Below are 20865 nucleotides of genomic sequence, written 5' to 3'. Positions count from 1 at the left end.
TAGGCCTGTACAGCAATCATTGTATGCGACAGTTCCATTTATTATATCTTATTGGCAGGGGATGAACAGTTGAAAATAGGCAAAAAAACGTTAATTCAACGCATTGCGGATCATATCGCGAGGCAGCCTGCAATAGGCTGGGAGCCTGGCAATGAAGCTTCTCCAGATCGACTTCGCTGTATTACGTTTAAACAATATATGAGCATGTGTTTGTATGACGAGAAAGATGGTTATTACCGATCAGGCTCGACTCGTATCGGCAAGCAGGGGGATTTCTACACTAGCTCAGCTGTAGGTATGGTGCTTGCGCATTGTCTGACGTCAGCCTTGTTCCAATATGCAGAGCAGCATATCAGAGATGATAATTTTCAACTTGTTGAGTGGGGGGCAGGCACAGGCAGACACTCTGTGCAGATTCAGGAGGCGTGGAAAGCCCGGGCAAAGGAAATTCCTATACTTTGCCATCCTGTGGTAGTGGAGGATCATCCTGGCCATCGTGAAGAGGCTAAGCTGGCTTTGGCACACTATGATTTGCCAATGTTCCTTTCTTCGGAGGAAGCTTTGAGTGCAACTAGCGGACTTTGGCAGGGGAGGCCTACGGTCGTACTGGCCAACGAGCTGCTGGATGCCTTCCCGGTCCATCGCGTTACGATGGAGAATGGGGAGTTGGTGGAGCTAGGTGTAGCTGGAAGTGCGGAAGCTGGCTTTTACGAAGTGTATATGTCCTTGTCCGATGAGCAGATCGCTGCATCGCTGCAAAGTGATGGCATTGGGTTAGCAGAGGGGCAGCAGACTGAGGTGAATCTAGAGGCTGGACAGTGGCTCAGTCAGCTCAGTGAACGAATGTCCTCAGGCCGAGTTATCATTATTGATTATGGTCATGAAGCAAAAGAGTATGCAGCAAAGCATCGGATGAAGGGGACTCTTCTATGCTACTCTGAGCATGTTGCAGCGGATGAGCCATATCTTCGAATAGGGGAGCAGGATATAACAGCGCATGTGCCGTTCACATCGGTCCGTAAGGCCGCGGAAGAGGCAGGGTGGATGGTTACCTACTACGATACCCAAAAGCAATTCCTGGTCGATAATGGGGCGCTGGGGCTCCTTCAGAATCATACGGAGACAGATCCGTTCGGGGAGACAGCAAGGAAGAATCGGGCTATTCGCCAGCTGCTGCTCAGCGATGGGATGAGCGAGGCTTTTAAAGTACTCATATTGGATAAACATTAAAAAAGGTGCAGCTCCGTTTTGGAGCCGCACCTTTTTGCTGTTTGCATACAATTTTAGAATGGATTGCCCATCTTGAAAACGGTCCAATAAGTAAATCCTGCAAACGAAATGACCATATATCCCCAGAACATGAGTATGTATGTACGTTCGCTAAATTTTAGATAACCCAGGAAAACGAAAGCAATCGCTTGTGCAAAAAACAGAAGTGCGAATTCAGTCATGTGACCTGCTGTAGCCATCAAGCCGATCACAAGCGTCCAAAAACCGAGTACCCGATACATGCGTGCCATGAAACCATCCCCCCTTCGTTATGACCCGAATTTCTATTGTACATTATAACGGTTGATTTTGGCAGTGTAAACAAGCAGGCACGAACAAATTCAACTATTTTGTGTAAAAATGAGCGGTTATGACAACAGTTTGCGCGTTAATCAGATGAATTATGTATGAGCACATTAAAATTTGGTTATACAATTTAGTATCCAATAGATTCTATGAACTCTACCAAGGGCATAGAGTTAAAGTAAGCGCCTTTACGTAAGGAGGTTTTGGTCGCATGACAGCAGTCAGACAAGATGCGTGGAGTCCGGACGATGATCTCATTCTCGCCGAAGTTACACTACGCCATATTAGAGAAGGTAGTACCCAGCTTGCGGCGTTCGAAGAGGTAGGAGAACGTATTGGACGGACGTCTGCAGCTTGCGGATTCCGCTGGAACAGCTGTGTCCGCAAACGTTATGAAGAAGCGATTCAAATCGCCAAGCAACAACGCCAGAAGCGCAATTATTTGAAAAAACAGGCGATTGTCGCAACTCCTCATGTCTCTTCTATTGCTGTATTTGATACAGAAGAAAGAGCCTTTAGTGCTAATGCGGTAACGACGGAAGAAGGTTTATCCGTTGATTCCATTATTCGTTTTCTTAGACAATTCAAGACCACTTATCAGGATGTAAGTCGTCAAATGAAGTCTTTCGAGAAAGAACTGAGGGAAAAAGAGGACGAGATTGAACGATTACGCGATGAAAATGAGAGATTGTCTAAAGAAGTAAACAATGTTCAAACCGATTACCGGGCCGTCAATGATGATTATAAAACATTGATTCAAATTATGGACCGGGCACGCCGGCTGGCGGTGTTAACGCATGAAGAGGAAGCAAAGCCTCGGTTTAAAATGGATGCGAACGGCAATTTGGAACGAATTGAGTAAGTAAATGCCCCGCCGGGAAAATAACGGCGGGGTGTTCGCTTTTTCAGCCCCTTTTCGGGATATACAAGATTAGGTATGCTATATATACGAGCATACTTTTTTTATGCTTAGGCCTTGATATGGCCTATTTTGTGGCAATTCTTTTTAGTTGATGCTTACGAAGTTAAGAATTACCACGCCAAGGCCCTGATATGGCCTATTTTGTGGCAATTCTTTTTTGTTGATGCTTACGAAGTTAAGAATTACCACACCAAGGCCCTGATATGGCCTATTTTCTGGCAATTCTTTTTAGGAGGACTATTGATTGAAAATACATATAGTTGGAGGCGGAGCCATCGGTCTCTTGCATGCCGGGAAACTCGCACAGTCAGGGCAGGAAGTTATTGTATGGACCCGAACAGAAACTCAAGCGGCATTATTGCAGAAGGAGGGCATCAAGCTAGAGGCTCTGGATGGTTCCGTGAGGAATGCAGTAGTGAATAGTCATAGTCTCTCTAATCTAGAGTCCGTGCTGGCAGAGAATCCAGTGGAGCCTGAATGGATCATACTCACGGTGAAGCAAAGTCATATTGATGAGCTGCTTGTTGGTCAATTGAAGAGATTGAGCGGGCCGCATACGGCAATGCTCTGCCTGCAGAATGGGATTGGTCACTTGGACAAGCTGGCACTTGCTTTGCCAGACCTCGCCCTCTATGCAGGGGTCACTTCTGAAGGTGCAAGACGGATCGAAGAGAACGGAGTGCGGCATACGGGAAAAGGGCAGCTATGGTTTGGACCTGCAAATTGGGACAAAAAGGACGAAAATCTCCAAAATATGTTGTTTAATGTCCTGCAATCGGCAGGATTCAGCGTAGGGTTGTCGAATCAAATGAGAGATCGGATTTACCAAAAGCTGCTTATTAATGCGGTGATTAACCCACTTACCGCTATTTTTGATATAACAAACGGAGAGCTTCCTCGGCATCCATCACGAATCAAGCTTATGCAGTCATTGTATCAGGAGACGTCAACCATCTTAACGTCTGATGGCATGATGCTTGCAGGAGATGGCTGGCAGCTTGTACTGGATGTATGTGAGGCAACTTCAGCGAACGTATCGTCCATGCTGAGTGACGTTCGGTCAAAGCGTGAGACAGAGATTGATTGGATTAACGGCGGAGTATCCGCGGTTGCCAAGCGCCACGGTATTCCTTCTCCGTTAAATGATGCCGTAACCGCACTTGTGAAACAATTACAGTAAGTAAGGATATATGAGGAAAGGTGGGGATGACATGGGATGGTTATGGGATAGTGTTAAATACGTCTATGCCTACTTGGCTGTAATACCTGTCATTCCTTTTGCGCTCGTTTATTTCGGGCATGGGCTGTTCTCGGAGGACCGGAAGAAAGCGTTGCAATTAGCGATGGACGTAACGACCGCACTGCTTATTGGATGTGTAGCTGTATTATTTGACTCCTTGTTCAACAGCCACTTTGGGCTGTATGCGATTATTCTCTTCATGCTTCTTGGAGGCGGTATGCTGGGTAATATGCAGTTCCGAAAGCGTGGCAGTGTAAATGTCCGGCGGATCGTCCGGGCGGTGTGGAGGCTTGGTTTCTTTACAATGAGTATGGCTTACCTGCTCCTCATGTTTATCGCGATTGGGCAAAAAATCTTCTCCGCATAACTTATAACAGTAGTGAAAGAATAGAGCGAGAGAGCAGCCTTTCAAGCTGAATGATGGCCTGTAGCGCATACGCAAGGGGACATTATTCTTGCAATAAGGCTGTTTTTCTTTTTGACGCGCGGCTTATCCTTTGTGTACAATCAAATTGTTGCATGATTGATTACAGTTATTCAAAATATAAGATTGATTTAGGAGGAACTGGCTGCGCTATGAATACGGAACATTATGACATGCCAAGCGCCCAGCCTTTAACAGAGGCGTATATACATCGGACGGACGCAAATGTAGATTTGCTGTATGGCTATCATCCTGAGCGGGAACAGGATTGGACAACTCGTTTGGAGCGGCTGGAGAAATTGGCTGGAAGTAGAGCAAATGCGGCTGAAGTTGCCGAAGTGCTGAGACAATATAATAGTCGTTATACAACACCTGAGGTGGATGCTTCTATTCGTGCTATTGCTGAAGGAGCACCGGTTATTATTGGCGGTCAACAGGCGGGACTGTGGTCAGGAGCACTGCTTGTGATACATAAAGCAGTTTCCATTGTTAGTGGCGCCAAATGGGCTTCTCAAAAGCTTGGTCGTACGGTTGTACCCGTTTTCTGGATTGCGGGCGAGGATCATGATTGGGATGAAGCTAATCATACCTTCCTGCTGAACGCAGAACAGGAGCTGCGCAAGCTTACCTTGCAGCGCCCGGAAGGACCGAGAACATCCGTTAGCCGTACAACTGTTGATGAAGACAGCTGGAACAAGCTGCTGGAAGAGCTGGAGCAAACGCTGCCCCACTCGGACTTTAAACCAGGGTTGCTTGAGGAACTGAAGCAAATCGCAGGACAATCTCATTCCTTATCGGACATGTTTGCGGGCATTTTGGCTTTCTTGTTCGGGAAGGAAGGACTTGTGCTGCTTGATGCGGATGATCCAAAGCTGCGCAAGGTAGAAGCACCAATGTTCCGCCGAATGATCGAGCAAAACGATGAGCTGGAGCTAGCTTATAAAGCAGCTGCTGAGAAAGTGAAGGCGTTTGGTTATCAACTGCAGGCTGATGTCGTTGACGGTAGTGCGAACCTCTTCTTGTTCAATTCAGAGAGCGGAGATGAACGGACACTTCTGCATAAGCGTGACGGGCAGTTCCAGGATCGGAAGGGAACAGCCTTCTGGTCGAAGGAGCAGCTGCTTCAGCTTGCGGAAGATCAACCTTCACAATTCAGCAATAACGTGCTGACTAGACCTATTATGCAGGATTATCTGTTCCCTGTTCTTGGCACGGTGCTAGGACCTGGTGAAGTTGCTTATTGGGCATTAACCGGAGAAGCTTTCCGTAAGTTAGAAATGGAAATGCCGATAATTGTGCCGCGAAGTTCCTACACTTTGGTAGAAGGTACGATTGCGAAGCATATGATGAAATATGAGCTGTCCTTCGAGGATGTGGCAAATAGATTTGATGCTCGCAAGCAGCAGTGGCTGACGGAGCAGGATCAATTGTCCATCGAAGAGCGGTTCCAAGAAGTGAAGCAATCCTTTATTTCGATGTATGGGCCGCTTCTGGAGCTTGCTGGCTCGGTTCAGCCGGGACTTCTCAAGCTAGGCGAGACGAATCGTCAGAAGATCGTGGAGCAGATCGAATATTTGGAATCAAAAACGAAGGATGCCTTCAACAAGCAATATGATGCATCCATTCGCCAGCTTGACCGAATTGCGCTATCGTTATGGCCGAGCGGCAAACCGCAGGAACGTGTAATCAATATGACCGGTTACTGGAATCGTTATGGTTCCGTTTGGCTGGAGAAGCTCCTCGAGCTTCCATTTGAGCCAAGCGGCGGTCATCAGCTCGTCTATTTATGAGTTATCCCGAAGAATGTTGTAGGAGGCTACTGAAAGAATGAGTACACAAGAAAATAGCATTATCCGCGATATCGCCCTTGCCCCGGAAGGACATTTGAAGATTGACTGGGCGAGTGCACACATGCCGGTATTAAACCGGATTCGCGAGCAATTTGAGCAAGAGCTGCCTTTTAAAGGGCTGAAAGTAACGATCTCGCTTCACCTTGAGGCGAAAACTGCTTATCTGGCTAAAGTAGTGAAGGCAGGCGGAGCAGATGTAACAATTACAGGCAGTAACCCGCTGTCTACGCAGGATGATATTTGCGCGGCACTTGTAGAAGACGGGATTACTGTCTTTGCCAAGTACAATCCGGATCCACAAGAATATAAGGAACTGCTTATTAAATCTCTGGAATCCAAGCCTGACCTCATTATTGATGACGGCGGCGATCTTGTGACGATTCTCCATACAGAACGTCCGGATCTTCGTGTGAATATTCGTGGGGGCGCGGAAGAGACTACGACTGGCATTATCCGCCTGAAAGCAATGGAGAAGGAAGGCACGCTCAGCTTCCCGATGGTTGCCGTTAACGATGCTTACTGCAAATATTTGTTCGATAACCGTTATGGTACCGGCCAATCTGTCTTTGACGGAATCAACCGGACCACTAATCTTGTAGTAGCAGGCAAGACAGTTGTTGTAGTCGGCTACGGCTGGTGCGGCAAAGGTGTTGCGATGCGTGCAAAAGGTATGGGCGCAAACGTTGTTGTAACAGAGGTGGACGCTATTAAAGCTGTAGAAGCTTATATGGACGGCTTTACTGTACTTCCGATGAGCGAAGCGGCTAAAGTCGGTGAATTGTTCATCACTGTAACTGGCAATAAGGATTGCATCCGTGCCGAGCATTACGAAGTGATGAAAAATGGTGCGATTTTGTCCAATGCAGGACACTTTGATGTGGAGTTCAACAAACCGGAGCTTGCAGCGATGTCTACGGATATTCGTACCGTTCGCCGCAATATTGAGGAATATAAGCTGAAGGACGGCCGCAGCATTTATGTGCTGGCGGAAGGTCGCTTAGTTAACCTGGCTGCTGGTGACGGTCATCCGGCTGAGATTATGGATACGACCTTTGCCCTTCAAGCTCTTGGCTTGAAATATGTGAACGATGAGTATGCTGCGATCGGCAAACATGTCGTAAACGTTCCTTATGCGCTTGATGAGCAGGTTGCACGCTTCAAGCTGGATTCACTGAATATCAGCATCGACAAGCTGACAGCTGAACAAGTTGCTTATCTTGACAGCTGGAAAGAAGACTAAAACCTATTTTCACTTTTATATGACAAAAAAAGGACGTGCCAAATGGCGCGTTCTTTTTTTTGCGGTCATTGGACTTGCGGCAATCGCCGTACAATGAAACAAGGGGTATGCTTACGAATAAGAATGACCGCAAATGGCCACATGGCCATCCATGCGTCAATTCTTTTTAGGAGGGATAGGCTATGAGAAGTTCCGTTGACACAATACGTCTTATGGATCGCTTCGGTGCCCGTAACTATAGTCCGCTTCCTGTCGTTATCACGCATGCTGAAGGAGTGTGGGTGGAGGATCCGGAAGGCCGCAGGTACATGGATATGCTCAGCGCTTATTCAGCGTTGAACCATGGACATCGGCATCCAGCCATCATCCGTGCACTTAAGGAGCAAGCGGATAAAGTAACCCTTACTTCTAGAGCTTTCCACAGCGAGGAGTTAGGTCAGTTGTACAAGAAGCTGGCAGAGTTTACGGGTAAGTCCAAAATTCTAGCGATGAATACAGGTGCAGAAGCAGTGGAAACAGCTTTGAAGGCGGCGCGACGCTGGGCTTACCGGGTGAAGGGCGTACCGCACGGTCAGGCGGAAATTATTGTCTGTGAAGGGAACTTCCACGGCAGGACCATAACCATTACTTCTTTCTCCTCGGAAGCGCAGTACCGTGCAGGCTTTGGTCCTTTTACACCTGGATTCAAAATTATTCCGTACGGTGACGCGGAAGCACTTGAGAATGCGATCACACCGCATACTGCAGCTTTTCTTGTAGAGCCGATCCAAGGAGAAGCGGGCGTTATCGCTCCGCCTGACGGCTATTTGAAGCAGGCCTTTGAGTTATGCAGACAGCAAAACGTTCTATTTATTGCTGATGAGATCCAGACTGGCTTTGGCAGAACGGGCAAACGTTTCGCCTGCGATTGGGAGGATGTTATTCCCAATATGTATATTCTTGGAAAAGCACTTGGCGGCGGTGTCCTGCCTATATCGGCCGTTGCGGCTGGTGATGATGTGCTTGGTCTATTCGAGCCCGGCTCACATGGTTCAACCTTTGGCGGTAATCCACTCGCTTGTGCAGTTGCGCTTGCCGCGCTGAAGGTGATGGAAGATGAGAAGCTGGCTGAGCGCTCCGAACAGCTAGGGCAATATTTTAAGCAATGCCTGGAAGCGATAAGCCATGAAGATATTATCGAAGTAAGGGGAAAAGGGTTATTTATCGGTATGCAGCTGTCAGTGCAGGCGAGGGCTTATTGTGAAGCGTTGTTCCAGATCGGGCTGTTATGCAAGGAGACTCATGAGACGGCGATCCGCTTCGCCCCGCCGTTAACTATTTCGAAGGAGGAGCTCGACTGGGCGCTGGAGCGAATAAAGGAAGTGTTCCAAATATGAAGACTCCTCCGAAAATTGCGTTGTTGTCGGTTCCTTTTGGTCTTGGTGCCGGAAACCCCGGAAGTGAACTAGCTCCCCGCCATATCCTTCATCTTGGTCTCTTACAGAGTCTGCAGCAGCTGGGATGCCATATTGACGAGCAGAAGGATATAGGGGCCGGTACTCAAATACCACCCATTCAACTGCCTATGAAGCATTCTGCAGAAGTCATTGCAACAGGGACGGCGCTCGCTGGAGATGTATATACGGCTGTATCAGCCGGTCAATTTCCTTTTGTGCTTGGTGGAGACCACAGCCTTGCAATGGGAACAATAGCAGGCTTATCTGCTTATTACTCGAGACTTGGTGTCATATGGATCGACGCGCATGCTGATATGAACACAGAATCAACCAGCCCTTCCGGCAATATGCACGGCATTCCGCTTGCTGTCGCTCAAGGAAGGGCACAGCTGTCTTTATCGCATTTGATGCCTGGAGCGGGCATTGTTTCCCCAGCTAATATTGTCCTGATTGGGGCTCGTGATCTGGATCCAGCGGAAGAGGTACTCATTCATTCTGCAGGTATTGCCTGTTTCGGGATAGCGGATATCCGTAAACTTGGCATCGATGCGGTTATTGCTGAGGCGATTAGATTAGCTGGGGCAAATACTGACGGTATTCATCTCAGCTTTGATATCGATAGTGTTGATCCGGCTGAAGCACCAGGAACCGGCACTCCGGTACAGGGTGGACTAACTTCAGAGGAAGCGCGGAATGCCCTTCGCCAGCTTGGTTTGTCTACAAGACTAACATCTGCTGAATTCGTAGAGGTGAATCCGCTGCTGGACCGCGCAGATCAGACAGCGAAGCTGGCAGTGGAGCTAATTGAAGTGTTATTGAGCAACTTAAGGAATTAACCGCCATTTACTCCCTTTTGCAACATTTCCAAATATTGAGCGTCTAGTACGGTGGACGACAAAAAAGGGGGAGTAAAGATGCGTAAAATAACAAAATGGTATACGTTCTTGCTCATGATTATGGTTGTTGCACTTATTCTGGGAGGATGTTCAAGTTCAAACGGCAGCAGTAATAGTGACAGTGCTACTTCAAGTTCGAATGGCGCTGCCGCAGCAGCAGACAGTTTTGAAAACCAATCGGTAGCCACGGAAAATAGCGCAAGCAGCTCCTCGGCAGAGGCGCCGACTGCTGTAGCAGGTGAAGCTAGCAGCGGTTCAATTGGAGAGATCGCAGCGGAAGGCACCGGAACCGCCATGAATCAGAAGCTGATTTATAAAGCGAATCTGACAATAGAAGCCGTTGATTATGATAAAGCGGCAACGGCGCTCCGGAATGCTATACATCAATCCGAGGGCTACATTTTACAATTCCAAGACGGGCAGTACAATGGGGAGAAGAGCTCTACTTATACCATCAAGGTTCCCGCTGCCGGGTTCATGGCGTTCATAGACCGGCTGGATGGCATCGAGCATAAAAAGTTTGAGCGGCAGATCAGCGGAACGGATGTGACGGAAGAGTATGTGGATCTTCAATCACGGCTGACAGCTCAGCAGGTGGTGGAGGAAAGACTTCTTGCCTTTATGGATAAAGCAACTAAGGCAGATGATTTGGTGAAGTTTTCTGAGCAGTTATCCACGGTACAGGAAAATATTGAACGGCTGAAGGGCCGGATCCGCTATTTGGATAGCAACGTTTCTTATTCAACAATCGAGCTGAGATTGTATCAACCGGATGCGAAGGCAGAGACGAATGATAAGGAAGACGGCATCGGGGATAAAATGTCTAAAGCAATCAATGACAGTGTCGATGCTATGATTAGTGTTCTGCAAGGCCTGCTTATCTTCATTGCAGGCGCACTGCCAATTCTGTTACTGCTATTTATTATCGGTGTTCCTGTTTATTGGCTGCGTGGAAGAAGCCGGGCAAGAAACAAATCCATGCCTTCCATCCCGCCGCAAACTCCTATAGCCCCTCCAGTCAAAGAAGAAACCGGAGAGGATGACCCGAATCATCCAAATGGTTAATCATATGAATTAATTTTATTAAAAATCCTGCTCATTGAGCAGGATTTTTATTTTAGGTGGCGAACTACTGTATCTTAGTGGGAGAATGTGGTGCAAAGTGGGGGATTCGGGGGAAGGGGTGGGTCAATCTCATGTTTATGGGTGAATATCAACATACCATTGATGAGAAGGGCCGTATTATAATTCCTTCTAAGTTTCGAGACTCGCTTGGTACCAGCTTTATCGCAACCCGCGGATTGGATAATTGCTTGTTTGTTTACCCGATGAGTGAGTGGGCTGTGCTTGAGCAGAAGCTTAAGTCGCTGCCATTGATGAAATCGGATGCCCGTGCGTTTACACGGTTTTTCTTTTCCGGAGCTACGGAATGCGAGCTGGATAAACAGGGAAGGGTAAACATACCAGCCCACCTTCGCGAATATGCGAAGCTGGACAAGGATTGCATGGTGCTTGGTGTTTCCAGCCGTGTTGAGATTTGGAGTAAATCGACATGGGAAGGCTACTATGAGCAATCCGAGCAAGCGTTCAATGAGATCGCGGAGAAATTGGTCGATTTCGACTTCAACTTCTAGAGTAAACAACAAGAATGGGAGGATGTTAGCGTGTTTCAGCATATTACAGTGCTTTTGGAAGAGGCGGTTGACGGACTGGCAATCAAGCCGGACGGCATATACGTCGACTGTACGCTTGGCGGCGCAGGCCATAGTGAACGGATTGTGTCCCAGCTGAGCGATGGAGGGCGTTTAATCGCATTTGACCAGGATGATGCAGCGCTGGAGAACGCACGCGTAAGGCTTGCTCCCTATATGGATAGAGTAACGCTAGTCAAAAGCAATTTTCGCTATTTGGAAGAAATGCTGCTCACGTGTGACGTTCCAACGGTAGACGGTGTTCCTCAGGTAGACGGTATTTTGTTTGACCTTGGTGTTTCCAGTCCACAGCTCGATGAAGCGGAACGTGGCTTTAGCTACAATCATGATGCACCGCTTGATATGAGGATGGATCAGGGAGGCGCATTAACGGCTTACGATATCGTCAACAGCTGGGAAGAGCGGGAGATTTCCCGGATCCTGCATATTTATGGGGAAGAGAAGTTCGCAAGATCGATCGCGCGTAAGATTATTCAAGCTCGAGAGAATGCGCCGGTGGAGTCTACAGGCGAGCTTGCGGAACTGATCAAATCCGGTATACCAGCAGCAGCAAGAAGAACAGGCGGCCATCCAGCCAAACGTTCGTTCCAAGCGCTTCGTATTGCAGTGAATGATGAGCTTCGTGCAGAAGAAGTTGCGTTAGAGCAGGCAGTCAAATGTGTACGTCCAGGTGGCAGAGTATCTGTCATTACGTTCCATTCGTTAGAGGATCGCATCTGCAAGCAATTATTTGCGAGTTATCTTGAAAAATGCACTTGTCCGCCGGATTTCCCAAAATGTGTATGCGGTGGCACAGGACAGCTTCGGTTAGTGAACCGCAAGCCGATTGTTCCGAGCGAGCAGGAGTTAGAAGTTAATCCACGCTCTCGTTCGGCCAAGCTGCGTGTCGCAGAAAAATTGTAGGTTAGAGGGGGTTCTTTCATTGGCTTATATTAATGGCAATTTGGCAATGCAGCCAAAGCGCAAGCCGGATCAACGGCCAGTCATCCGTGAGACGAAACGGATCGTTGTAAAGCGCAAGCCGATTCCGGTAAAGGAAAAGCTTCTTTACATGTTCACCGTTGTTTTTTGTGTGATCGTGCTTGGTGTAATTGTGAACCAGTATGCCAAAAATTACGATATGCGCGTGCAAATCAAGCAAATGAACAACCAGTACGCAGCTATGAATATTGATATGAAAGAATTACAGAAGCAAGTAGAAATGCTAGGCGATCCGGAGCGCATTCGCAAGATGGCCGAAACGCAAGGTATGGCCAGCACTGAGCAGCCTGACATCATGGTAAAAACGCAGCAAGCTAAGACCGAATAGGTGACGACCATGATAAAACGAATTAAGCTTCGTACGTTGTTGTTTGGAGGGATAATGACCCTCCTTTTTGTTGTTTTAATCGGCAGAATCTATTGGGTACAAGTAGTCAAAGGTGACTTTTGGTATGATGAGGCCAAGACGAGGTGGGCAGCGGAAGAGAAACTCGTAGCGAAGAGGGGCTCGATTACTGACAGAGACGGCAACATGTTCGCTATGGATTCCATTGCTTATGATGTATCGGTTAATCCGGCTATGATTCATTCCTTGAATATTGCAGATGAAGTAGCGGAAGGATTGCATAAGATACTCGGAAAGTCAGAAGCTGATCTGCTTAAGATCGTGACTGCACAAAAGGATAATGGCGATTACTATCAGCAGCGGGAGATTCACGAGGAAGGCTGGAAGATTGATAAGGCGCTAGCCGATAAAATCGTTGAGTTCGAAGACGGGTTGAAGAAAAAATACGATAAGAAAGACATTGGCATCATCATAAGCAATGATCAGAAGCGTTATTATCCTCGTAATGCAAAGGCTTCCCAATTACTTGGTTATGTGACAAAGGAAGGCGAAGCTAAGACCGGTATTGAAGCCTTCTTCGATGATAAATTGAGAGGCATTGACGGAGAGCTTAAGTATGAGAAGGACGGCAAGCGGGTGCAGCTTGCGAAAGGCGATGTAGAATACCAGCCGGCTAAGGATGGACAAGACATTGCGTTGACTATTGACATGGATATTCAGGATTATGTCGAGAAAGCACTTCAAGACATTGATGATAAGTACCATCCGAAGAGCATTACAGCAATCGCGGCCGATCCGAATACGATGGAAATCCTGGCGATGGCCAATTATCCGACATTTGATCCGAATACTTATTGGGACAGCAATTATGAGAATGCTTATAATCATGCGATCAAATCTCTCTATGAGCCGGGATCTACTTTCAAGATTGTGACGCTTGCCGCTGCGGTGCAGGAAGGCATCTTTAATCCAAATGCGACGTATCATTCTGGTTCGATTGCCGTTCCGGGAACACCGGTACGGGATATCAACAAAGTTGGCTGGGGTACCATTACTTATCTGGAAGGCCTGAAGCGTTCTAGTAACGTTGCTTTCGTAAAGCTAGGCTGGGAACAGCTGGGCGGCGAAAAGCTGCTGGATTATATTAATCGGTTTGGTTTTGGCAAAAAGACCGGGATCGAGCTCGGCGGAGAATCTGCAGGTGCAATCAATGTTAATTTATCTATTCCGTCTGATATTGCCCGCGCATCATTTGGTCAAGGTAAAGTACAGGTAACGGCGCTTCAGCAGGTTGCGGCTGTAGCTGCAGTGGCAAACGGCGGTAAGCTGATGGAGCCGCATATTGTCAAGCAGATCTATGATCCGAATACCCAAACTACGGTGAAGACCGAGCCAAAGGTAATTAATAACAATGTTATTTCGAAGGAAACCTCGAAGAAGGTTGGCGAATATCTCGAGCAGGTTGTATCGGACCAAGAAATTGGTACGGGGCGCAATGCCTACATCGAAGGTTACCGGGTAGCAGGTAAGACAGGTACGGCGCAAAAGGTAATCAACGGCAAATATTCTTCAGACAAATTCGTTGTATCTTTTATCGGATACGCACCTGTTGAGAATCCGAAGATTGTCCTTTATATCGTAGTTGACGAACCAAACGATTCTACAGTTGGTGGTGGTGCAGTAGCAGCGCCAGCCTTCAAGGACATTGTGTATAAAAGCTTGAAGCATATGGGTATCGCACCTGAGATTCAAGGTGCTGATGACGAGAAGAAAGAAGTAACTGTTACTGTGCCAGCGCTCTCCAAACTGACCGTATCTGCTGCGAAGTCCCAGTTGAAGTCACGTAGTCTTAATGTCGAGGTAGTTGGCAACGGCAAAACGGTCATCCAGCAAGTACCTGCATCAGGAGCTTCTGTTCATCCTGCCCAGAAGGTTTATTTGATAACTGAGCAGCGGGACAAGCTCAAGATACCGGATATGACGGGCATCTCCTTGCGGGATGCGCTGGAAATTGCTTCTGTTCTTGATATTCGTGTAACTGCGGAAGGCGCAGGATATGTCGTGAGTCAAAAGCAGGTAACGAAAAATGGCGAACGGCTGCTTCAGCTTACTTTGTCTCCTGAATTACAACAGGAATCAGGACAAGATGAAGCTGCTGATGCAGATGCATCCAAGGCAGATACAACAAATACGCAATAATCAATAAACAGCTTGTTCTATCACCCCCTTGTCCCTCATAAGTTGGGAATGAGCGTCAGCGTACGCTCTGCCGAAGGATGAGGCGGAGGGGGACAAAGGATATGAAGGTATCAAATGTAACATTGCGTCGCCGGCTGTTTATTGTGTTAATGATTTGTGTAATTGCTTTTGCAGGTTTGATCTTTCGGCTTGCCTATGTTCAGTTATGGCAGGGGGAGAAGCTGTCTGCCAAGGCAGAAGATTCCTGGCGGCGCGAAATTACTTATAAGGCGAAAAGGGGCGAGATTTGGGACCGCAACGGGGTGAAGCTCGCCTTTGACGTGAGCACGCCATCCGTACTTGCTATACCTGTCCAAATTCCGGACAAGGCAGCGACTGCGGCCAAGCTGGCCCCTTATTTGGACATGACAGAGGAATCGCTTGTTAAGCTGTTATCGAAGAAGGAACGAATTGTGGAGCTGAAGCCGGGCGGCCGGAAAATGTCGCTGAATGAAGCACAGGAAGTAAGGGACCTGCATCTGAGCGGCATTGTTATTGCCGAAGATAACAGCCGGTACTACCCTTACGGCAGCCTTGCTGCACATTTGCTTGGTTTTACGGGTATTGATGGAGGCCTTACAGGTGTAGAATCCAAATATAATGATAAGCTGACAGGAATCAACGGCAATGTATCGTATTTGTCTGATGCAGCGGGCAAGACGATGCCTAACTCATCGGACACCTATAAGGCGCCACAGCAAGGCTTGACGATGGAATTAACCATCGATAAGCAGATTCAAGCCGTTATGGAACGTGAACTCGATCAGGCTATGACCGCACTTCAAGCCGATAATATAATCGCGATTGCGATGAATCCGAACAACGGTGAAATATTAGGCATGGCCAGCAGGCCAACCTATGAACCGGCCAACTATAGAGAGTTTCCGACCGAGGTATACAACCGTAACCTTCCTATTTGGATGACTTACGAGCCGGGTTCTACCTTTAAGATCATAACGCTTGCAGCAGCCATTGAAGAGAAAAAGGTTGATTTGAAGAATGAGTACTTCTTCGATCCGGGAGCCGTAGAGATTGGCGGAGCAAGGCTTCGCTGCTGGAAGAAAGGCGGCCATGGCAGCCAAACGTTCCTGGAAGTTGTTCAAAATTCCTGCAACCCGGGATTTGTAAACCTTGGCAATCGGCTTGGCAAAGAGAAGCTTTTCGATTATATTAAAAACTTCGGATTCGGTTCGAAGACAGGTATTGATATTCCAGGCGAAGCGAACGGGATCTTGTTCAAGCTGGATAAGGTAGGTCCTGTCGAGCTGGCTACAACTGCCTTTGGGCAAGGGGTATCGGTGACGCCAATTCAACAGATCGCTGCCGTTTCTGCCGCTGTAAATGGCGGTACCTTGTATAAACCGCATGTGACCAAAGCGTGGATTAATCCATTAACCGGGGAAACCGTGCAACAAGTGGAGCCGGAAGAGGTACGCAAGGTTATATCGGAAGATACGTCGAGGCAAGTGCGTGAAGCACTTGAAAGTGTCGTAGCTCAAGGGACGGGGAAAAATGCTTTCATTGACGGCTACCGAGTTGGAGGAAAAACAGGTACAGCACAAAAAGTAATTAACGGTCGTTACTCTCCTAATGAACATATCGTATCCTTTATCGGATTCGCACCAGCAGATAAACCAGAGATCGTCATCTATGTAGCGGTTGATAATCCGCAGGGCATTCAATTCGGTGGCGTTGTTGCAGCACCAATCGTTCATAATATTATGGAAGATGCTCTTACCATTTTGCAGGTGCCCCCGCGTGAAAAGCAGATTGACAGAACTTATAAGTATGGTGAAACTCCGATTGTGACGGTGCCGAATATGATCGGCCAGTCAGTGTCAGACATCTATGAAGATATGAACATGAACTTTAATCTTTCTTCAGCAGGCTCAGGCAATACCGTCATTCGTCAGGCACCGGCCGCTGGTACAAGAGTGGATAAAGGTTCTACAATCCGAATATATTTGGGTGATGAGAATGATATATCCGATACCCATTGACCTACAATAGTCAAAGGGGGATGATATAACTCATGCTCCTTGACTTACAATAGTCAATGAGGATGATATAATGCATCCTCATTGACTATAATGAGAGATAACGACCTACATATGGGAGGAAAACAACATGCGATTAAGCGATTTGGCCAAACGGCTTATTACAGCGAAGCTGCTAAGCTCCGGCGATATAGAGGTGACTGGTATTGAGACGGATTCCCGCAAGGTAGAACCCGGCCAGCTATTCATTTGTTTGCCAGGGCATACCGTTGACGGGCATGCGTACGCTCCTCAGGCAGCAGCCAAAGGCGCAGTCGCCTTCGTCGTCGAACGTGAGCTGGAGCTTGATGCTCCACAGCTCCTCGTAAAAGATTGCAGGCTGGCAATGGCTGTGCTTGCCGATCATTACTATGGACATCCAAGCGTTGCTTTGAACTTGATCGGAGTTACGGGAACAAACGGCAAGACAACAACGACTTATTTAATCGAGCAAATTTTGAATGACAATGGCCGCAGTTCCGGTGTGATTGGGACGGTTGAGATGCGTTATGCGGGCAAATCGTTCCCGATGTCCGGGACAACGCCTGAGGCGCTGCAGCTTCAGCAATACTTGGCTGCTATGCGTGAGGAAGGAACAGCATATTGTGCGATGGAAGTATCTTCGCATGCACTTGAGCAAGGCCGTGTGAAGGGCTGCCGTTTCCGTACGGCCATCTTTACAAACCTGACGCAGGATCACCTGGATTATCACGGCACGATGGAGAAATACGCTGCGGCGAAGGGCTTATTCTTCTCCCGTCTTGGCAATGAGTTCCCGGCACAACAGGGTGACTGTTCCTACGCGGTATTAAACGTCGATGATGAAGTGTCGGATCAGTTCGCCAAGCTGACGGCAGCGGAAGTTATTACTTACGGGATTGACCGGGAAGCTGATGTACGTGCGTCCAATATCCGAATTTCCGCACAAGGGACGACTTTCCATTTAACAACGTTCCGCGGGGAAACAGATATTGCGCTTCAGATGGTCGGCAAGTTTAATGTCTACAATGCATTGGCAGCCATTACGGCAGCTTTGATTGAGGATATTACGCTTGAACAGATTAAAGCCAGTCTCGAAGCCGTTCCAGGCGTGCCTGGCCGAGTCGAATCGGTGCAGGCAGGTCAGGATTTTGCTGTTGTTGTTGACTATGCACATACACCAGATGGACTTGAGAACGTGTTGCGAGCTGTGAAGGAACTTGCACCGCCGCGTATTATTTGTGTGTTTGGCTGCGGCGGAGACCGTGACCGAACGAAACGTCCAATCATGGGCTCCATTGCAGCTCGTTATGCAGACTATGTGTTTGTCACATCGGATAATCCAAGAACGGAAGACCCTGATCTGATCCTGAAGGATATTGAAGCAGGACTAGAGGCCGATGGCGTATCGCCGGAACACTACGAACTGCTGGTCGATCGCCGCGCTGCGATTGAAAAAGCGGTTGAAATGGCAAGCTCCGGCGATGTAGTATTGATTGCGGGGAAAGGTCATGAAACGTATCAAATTATCGGAAGCGTAACGCATCCATTTGATGACCGATTAGTGGCGAAAGAAGCGATAAGGGGATTGTTACATTGATAAATCGTACATTGGAGCAGGTCGCCGACATGTGCGGCGCTAGAGCCTATAAAGGTGAGCCGATCCGTATTGCTGGTGTCAGCACTGATACACGTAGTATTAAGGATGGCCAGCTGTTCGTTCCGCTCGTTGGGGAGAACTTTGATGGCCACCATTATGTGCTGCAGGCACTGCAGCAAGGTGCTGCCGCTGCTTTATGGGAGATGAAGCGGGAAGTGCCGTCGGAGCTGGCGGATGCACCACTGCTGTTCGTAAGAGATACGTTAAAGGCATTGCAGCAGCTTGCTACTTCCTACCGTGAAGAACTGTATGTTCGTGTCATCGGTATTACGGGAAGCAATGGCAAGACAACAACAAAGGATATGGTTGCTGCTGTACTTGGCACCTCCTATAAAGTTCATAAAACAGCAGGTAACCTAAATAATCATATCGGTCTGCCGCTTACGGTTCTTGAGCTTGATGAAGAAACGGATGCGGCTGTACTCGAAATGGGAATGAGCGGCTTTGGTGAGATTGAGCTGCTTACGAATATTGCACGTCCAGATGTAGCGGTCATTACGAATATTGGTGATGCGCATTTGCTGCAATTAGGTTCAAGGGAAGGCATTGCTAAGGCGAAGCTCGAAATTGCACAGGGTCTCCATTCGGGAGGCATTCTGCTGTATAACGGTGATGAGCCATTGCTTGAAGCTGAGCTTAAGACGATGAGCCTGCCGGAAGGCATACAGCTCCAGACGTTTGGTTTAGGCGAGCAAAATGACTGGTCGGCAGCAGAGATTGGGATAGGTGCTGTTTCCTCTACCTTTACGGTTAAACGCAAAGGGCAGGAGAATGCATCAGCACCCTATACCATTCCTGTGCCTGGCCAGCATAATGTAAGCAATGCTCTTGCTGCCATCGCAATCGGACGCCGTTTCGGCATTTCGGAAGACAATATCCGCAATGGCTTAGTTGGGCTTGAGCTGACAGGGATGCGTATCCAGCCAGTGAAAGCAAGTAATGGAGCCATGATTCTAAATGATGCTTATAACGCTAATCCAACAGCTGTTCGGGCTGCCATCGATTTGGTTGCGCAGTTATCCGGTTTCCGCCGGAAGTGGATTGTGCTTGGTGATATGCTGGAGCTTGGTCCGGATGAAGAGTCACTTCATTTCGAGACAGGCGCTTACATTACACCGGACAAGGCTGATGCCGTTGTAACGTTTGGCAGCTTATCTCTGCATACGTCGGAAGGGGCTTTGTCCCAATTCCCTGCAGAAGCAAAGAATACGAGAATTGTACATTTTGACGATAAAGAAAAGCTTGGAGAATGGTTAAAAGAGCAAGTGGAGCCAAATGATATCGTACTGGTCAAAGGCTCCCGCGGTATGCGAATGGAACAGATTGTCCAAACTTTGGAAGCGAGGTGAGATAATGGACACGATGGTCATCTTATTTTCTTTAGGCGCATCATTCTTAATAGCAGTTCTGCTTGGACCATTGTTCATTCCGCTTCTCCGGCGCATGAAGTTTGGACAGCAAATCCGGACTGACGGTCCACAAAGCCACTTGAAGAAGAGCGGCACCCCTACAATGGGCGGCATCATCATTATGCTTGCACTACTTATTTCTTTCTTGAAATTTTCCGATAAGACAGCTGATTTCTGGGTGCTGCTAACTGCATCTGTAGGGTTTGGTCTTGTTGGTTTCCTGGATGATTATATCAAAATCGTATTTAAACGTTCGCTTGGTCTGACGGCACGTCAGAAGTTGTTCGGTCAGCTGTTGTTCTCCATCATCGTATGCGCAGAGCTGTATAATATGAATCACAGCACGCTGATTACAATACCGGGAACATCATGGGACTTTGATCTTGGGTGGTTCTACTATCCTTTTGTTGTCATCATCTTATTTGGTTCCAGTAATGCAGTAAACTTCACAGACGGCCTGGACGGTCTTTTGTCGGGCACAAGTGCTATCGCTTTTGGCGCATTTACGATTCTAGCTCTGCAAGTATCTGAGCATGAATCGGCTATTTTCTCCGCAGCGATGGTAGGGGCAGTATTAGGATTCCTAATCTTTAATGCTCATCCGGCCAAGGTGTTTATGGGTGACACCGGATCCCTTGGAATTGGCGGGGGCATTGCTGCAGTCGCCATCTTGACGAAGATGGAAATTTTGCTTGTTATTGTTGGCGGCGTGTTCGTTCTGGAGATGCTTTCTGTTATTTTGCAGGTAGGATCATTTAAACTGCGAGGCAAAAGGATCTTTAAAATGAGCCCAATTCATCATCATTTCGAATTAAGCGGCTGGTCCGAATGGCGTGTCGTTACAACGTTCTGGTCGGTTGGTCTTGTGTTAGCGGTAATTGGACTTCTTCTTGGTCTTTAAGGTTTCATTATTACTTTGGC

General features: G+C 47.8%; 18 protein-coding genes. 17 read left to right on the top strand and 1 reads right to left on the bottom strand.

Going from position 1 to position 20865, the window contains the following annotated elements:
* Positions 1–69 precede the first annotated feature (69 nt).
* A complete protein-coding gene (locus tag AC0YNT_RS18800) occupies positions 70–1230 on the top strand; it encodes a class I SAM-dependent methyltransferase (protein WP_475806006.1) in 1161 nt (386 codons plus the stop codon).
* A 53-nt stretch (positions 1231–1283) separates the two neighbouring features.
* On the opposite strand, the gene AC0YNT_RS18795 is transcribed toward AC0YNT_RS18800, so the two are convergent.
* Positions 1284–1520 (bottom strand): DUF2626 domain-containing protein, encoded by a 237-nt coding sequence (locus AC0YNT_RS18795; protein ID WP_167277685.1) that lies wholly within the window; start codon positions 1518–1520, stop codon positions 1284–1286.
* A gap of 266 nt (positions 1521–1786) precedes the next feature.
* On the opposite strand from AC0YNT_RS18795, the gene AC0YNT_RS18790 reads away from it, so the two are divergent.
* From AC0YNT_RS18790 to mraY, 16 genes are all read left to right on the top strand, one after another.
* Positions 1787–2437: an RsfA family transcriptional regulator gene (locus AC0YNT_RS18790; RefSeq protein ID WP_475806005.1), complete on the top strand. Its 651-nt coding sequence runs from the start codon at positions 1787–1789 to the stop codon at positions 2435–2437.
* A 304-nt stretch (positions 2438–2741) separates the two neighbouring features.
* Positions 2742–3677, top strand: a complete 936-nt coding sequence (locus tag AC0YNT_RS18785; RefSeq protein ID WP_475806004.1) for a 2-dehydropantoate 2-reductase — start codon at positions 2742–2744, stop codon at positions 3675–3677.
* Positions 3678–3708: 31 nt separating this feature from the next.
* Positions 3709–4104 carry a DUF3397 domain-containing protein gene (locus AC0YNT_RS18780; protein ID WP_475806003.1) on the top strand — a complete coding sequence of 132 codons (396 nt, stop codon included), beginning with the start codon at positions 3709–3711 and terminating at the stop codon, positions 4102–4104.
* Positions 4105–4313: 209 nt separating this feature from the next.
* Positions 4314–5951 carry a bacillithiol biosynthesis cysteine-adding enzyme BshC gene (gene bshC, locus AC0YNT_RS18775; RefSeq protein WP_475806002.1) on the top strand — a complete coding sequence of 546 codons (1638 nt, stop codon included), beginning with the start codon at positions 4314–4316 and terminating at the stop codon, positions 5949–5951.
* 37 nt (positions 5952–5988) lie between these two features.
* Positions 5989–7251, top strand: a complete 1263-nt coding sequence (locus AC0YNT_RS18770; RefSeq protein WP_475806001.1) for an adenosylhomocysteinase — start codon at positions 5989–5991, stop codon at positions 7249–7251.
* Between the two features lie 182 nt (positions 7252–7433).
* Positions 7434–8627: an ornithine--oxo-acid transaminase gene (locus AC0YNT_RS18765; protein ID WP_475806000.1), complete on the top strand. Its 1194-nt coding sequence runs from the start codon at positions 7434–7436 to the stop codon at positions 8625–8627.
* Positions 8624–9523 (top strand): arginase, encoded by a 900-nt coding sequence (gene rocF / locus AC0YNT_RS18760; protein WP_475805999.1) that lies wholly within the window; start codon positions 8624–8626, stop codon positions 9521–9523. Before AC0YNT_RS18765 ends, rocF begins: the two co-directional genes overlap by 4 nt.
* A 78-nt stretch (positions 9524–9601) precedes the next feature.
* The gene (locus AC0YNT_RS18755; RefSeq protein WP_475805998.1) at positions 9602–10648 is read left to right on the top strand and encodes a DUF4349 domain-containing protein; all 1047 of its coding nucleotides are present in this window, start codon (positions 9602–9604) and stop codon (positions 10646–10648) included.
* Between the two features lie 131 nt (positions 10649–10779).
* A complete protein-coding gene (mraZ, locus tag AC0YNT_RS18750) occupies positions 10780–11217 on the top strand; it encodes a division/cell wall cluster transcriptional repressor MraZ (protein WP_167277708.1) in 438 nt (145 codons plus the stop codon).
* A gap of 30 nt (positions 11218–11247) precedes the next feature.
* Complete coding sequence (gene rsmH / locus AC0YNT_RS18745; RefSeq protein ID WP_167277710.1) at positions 11248–12198, top strand: 16S rRNA (cytosine(1402)-N(4))-methyltransferase RsmH; 951 nt, start codon at positions 11248–11250, stop codon at positions 12196–12198.
* A gap of 19 nt (positions 12199–12217) precedes the next feature.
* Entirely contained in the window at positions 12218–12604 is a 387-nt protein-coding gene (gene ftsL, locus AC0YNT_RS18740; RefSeq protein WP_475805997.1) for a cell division protein FtsL, read from the top strand.
* 9 nt (positions 12605–12613) lie between these two features.
* On the top strand, positions 12614–14821 hold the full coding sequence (locus AC0YNT_RS18735; protein ID WP_475805996.1) for a penicillin-binding transpeptidase domain-containing protein: 2208 nt from the start codon (positions 12614–12616) through the stop codon (positions 14819–14821).
* Between the two features lie 101 nt (positions 14822–14922).
* On the top strand, positions 14923–16860 hold the full coding sequence (locus AC0YNT_RS18730) for a stage V sporulation protein D (RefSeq protein ID WP_475805995.1): 1938 nt from the start codon (positions 14923–14925) through the stop codon (positions 16858–16860).
* A 127-nt stretch (positions 16861–16987) separates the two neighbouring features.
* Complete coding sequence (locus AC0YNT_RS18725) at positions 16988–18475, top strand: UDP-N-acetylmuramoyl-L-alanyl-D-glutamate--2,6-diaminopimelate ligase (RefSeq protein ID WP_475805994.1); 1488 nt, start codon at positions 16988–16990, stop codon at positions 18473–18475.
* Entirely contained in the window at positions 18472–19884 is a 1413-nt protein-coding gene (locus AC0YNT_RS18720) for a UDP-N-acetylmuramoyl-tripeptide--D-alanyl-D-alanine ligase (RefSeq protein ID WP_475805993.1), read from the top strand. Before AC0YNT_RS18725 ends, AC0YNT_RS18720 begins: the two co-directional genes overlap by 4 nt.
* Positions 19885–19888: 4 nt before the next feature.
* Positions 19889–20845, top strand: a complete 957-nt coding sequence (gene mraY / locus AC0YNT_RS18715; protein ID WP_167277725.1) for a phospho-N-acetylmuramoyl-pentapeptide-transferase — start codon at positions 19889–19891, stop codon at positions 20843–20845.
* Positions 20846–20865 lie beyond the last annotated feature (20 nt).

This window comes from Paenibacillus sp. J22R56 (assembly GCF_056269375.1).
The sequence above is the reverse complement of the archived record's forward strand: the minus strand, read 5'-3'. Positions and strand labels throughout refer to the sequence as shown.